General features: G+C 55.5%; 2 protein-coding genes. Both read right to left on the reverse strand.

Translation table 11 applies throughout. The features are described 5' to 3' along the window. Nucleotides 1–176 precede the first annotated feature (176 nt). Nucleotides 177–941, reverse strand: a complete 765-nt coding sequence (locus NTX71_03730; GenBank protein MCX6339013.1) for an ABC transporter permease — start codon at nucleotides 939–941, stop codon at nucleotides 177–179. Then, on the reverse strand, nucleotides 934–1,851 hold the full coding sequence (locus NTX71_03735; protein MCX6339014.1) for an ATP-binding cassette domain-containing protein: 918 nt from the start codon (nucleotides 1,849–1,851) through the stop codon (nucleotides 934–936). The genes NTX71_03730 and NTX71_03735 overlap by 8 nt, the downstream gene beginning before the upstream one ends. Between the last annotated feature and the right edge of the window lie 881 nt (nucleotides 1,852–2,732).

Raw genomic sequence — 2,732 nt, forward strand, 5'->3', positions numbered from 1 at the left:
GTGGCTCTGTGAGGGGAAGAGTACATCTCTTCTAGCCCCCCTCACCCTAACCCTCTCCCCCCAGACATTGGGGGGAGAGGGAACAGTCATGGGGACATTTCTAATTTGGTAAGAAGGGGACATTTCTATTTTGGCTGGACAGCATCCTTTTGCGTAATGGGGCATCCATGCGCATGTCATTTAATCATCCGACGTCTCATGAGATAGATACTCCCGTAGAAGAGGGCGACCGCGGGGACGATGAGGATGGCGGCGCTGATATGAGGGTGCGGCGGGATGTGACCGAGGATGAGCGCGCGGCAGATGGTAACCGCATGGGTGAGCGGGGAACAGTATGCCAGGACCCTCAGCCACCAGGGGAAGCTGTCGAGGGGGAAGAATATGCCGGAGAAGAAGAAAAGGGGTGTGATAATCAGTTCGAAGAAATAGCTGAAAAAATCAAAGCTCCGGCTCAACGATGTCACGAGCATCGCGAGGCTCGCAAAGTGAAGCCCGACAATAAAAATGAGCAGCGGGACCAGCAGCGACCACCATGAGTGGACCAGGCCGAATACCGCCACCACCGCAAACATGAGCACGCCGCTGAAGAGCGCCTTGCTCGCACCCCAGACGATATCCCCCGCCACCGCATCCTCGAGATTCACCGGCGTGACAACGATGGCGTCATATGTTTTTAAATGAAACATCTTCAGAAAGCTCGCGTAGGTGCACTCGTACGTTGCGGCGAACATCCCCGCGGAGACAATGACGCCCGGGGCGAGGAATTGAACGTAGGAGACACCCTGCATCTCCCCGAGGAACTTTCCCAGGCCCAGGCCCATCGCGAGCAGGTAGAGAACCGGGTCGCCCAGGTTGCCCATCAGGTTCACGTAGATGTATTTCATGAAGGAGTCGAAGTTCCTCCGCCACACCTTCCAGAATCGTAACGATATCCTAATCAACGAGATCCCTCCCCGTCAGTTTCAGGAACACGTCCTCGAGGGTCGCCGGACGCCTCAGAATGCGCCGGTACCCCTTGTCCGTCAGGTGCGTGAGCAAAGGCCTGCAGTCGTCACAGTAGAGATAGAGCTTCTGGTTCGTCTGCTCCACGGTCGCGTGGAAATACGTAATGTCCCGAATCACCTTTTCCTGCTCCCCGCCCGAGAGCACCAGCTCGAGCACCTCCTCCCCGATGAAGCGCCGGACCAGGTCCCGCGGCGGACCCGTCACCAGTATCTTTCCCCGGTCCATCACCGCCACGCGGTCGCACAGCTCAGCGGCCTCCTCCATATAGTGCGTGGTCAGGAGGAGCGTGACGTTCGCCTCCTTCAGCATCCGGAGCTTGTCCCAAATGAGGTGGCGCGCCTGCGGGTCGAGACCGACGGTCGGCTCATCGAGGATGAAAAGCCGCGGGTCATTGATCAGCCCCCTGGCGACCAGCAGTCTCCTCCGCATCCCCGACGACAGATCCTCTATCGTCGAGTGCTGTTTCTCCGTGAGCTGCACAAAATCGAGGAGTTCACGGCCGCACGTGGTCGCCCGCTCACGCGGGATGCCGAAATAGCGGGCATACACCGTGAGATTCGCGAGGACGTCGAAGTCGGTATCAAGGTTGTTGTCCTGAGGGACGACACCCAAATCTTTCTTGATGAGCTCCGGGTTGATATTCGGGTCTCTCCCGAGCACGCGAAGCTCCCCGTCCGTCCTCGGCGTCACGCAGTAAATCATCTTCATCGTGGTAGTCTTGCCCGCCCCATTGGGCCCGATGATGCCAAAGCACTCACCCTCATGCACCTCGACGTCGATGCCCGCGACGGCGAGGGTATCTCTGTACTGCTTGACAAGATTGTGCGCGGATACTGCGGGAGTCATAGCCCAACTTTCGCACTTGTAGTCGTAACTTCTTGCAAATGAACGACCGGGTTTTTGAGGCACTACAACGTCGTAGTGGTCTTCTGCCGTATTACGGTCTTCGTTTTGGGCAATTCTTGCCACTTGATTCCGAAAATCCTGTATATCTCCTTTTGGGCTTCCCCGGGAATACCCGCTTTCCTGATCCGATAAACCTCACCGCAATTGGTCGGCACGATAACCGTGTCATATGAATGTGTCTGTAATACTCTCTTTAACGTACTCCAGTTTATAAAAGCAGTTACGACAAAAGCAGACAGCCAGTCGGAAGTCGGATTACTCTGTCAAATCAAGCTGCCACTGGCGGGAGTTTAAGATGGTCGGATTTACTGAACGCTGCTCGAACCTTTTTTGAACAGCGTTCGGTAAAATCTCCATAAGTATATTACATCCGGCGAAGGATTGGGGACATTTATTCAACGCCATATCTTTAGACGACATCTCGCCCGATGCCGCTTGCGAACTCGACTCATACCCCGCGCTGGTTTTCTATGCGCCTCCGGGGTCGGGCTCGTTAGCCTGCTCCGCAGGCTCTAGGTACCTGTCTTTGACTCTCTGCCTAAGCTATATTTAATGTTGAGTAGTGCAGAACCCGCTCTGCGGCTCGTCACTGAACCACCGCAGCCAAAGTCCGCAAAAATTTCTTTTTATCTTTTCGGGCGCGCGCAAATAATCTTTTCAATTAGGAATCAATTTTTGCGGACTTTGCCCCCTTGCTATCGCAAGGACGAGCCGCTTCCCAACCCCTGTCCCGCTTTGCCGGACAAATAGGGCGGTCAAAAATTCCTTCCCCCTTTCCCCCTTCCTTTTTGCCCGCCTGCCAAGGCTTTGTCTGCGCCAAG

It is taken from the genome of Candidatus Auribacterota bacterium, from assembly GCA_026392035.1.
Lineage (GTDB): Bacteria > Auribacterota > Tritonobacteria > UBA1439 > UBA1439 > JAPLCX01.

Bases quoted from the DNA above. Each gene is read 5' to 3' on its own strand.
- NTX71_03735 (MCX6339014.1), bottom strand. From the start codon at position 1,851: ATGACTCCCGCAGTATCCGCGCACAATCTTGTCAAGCAGTACAGAGAT.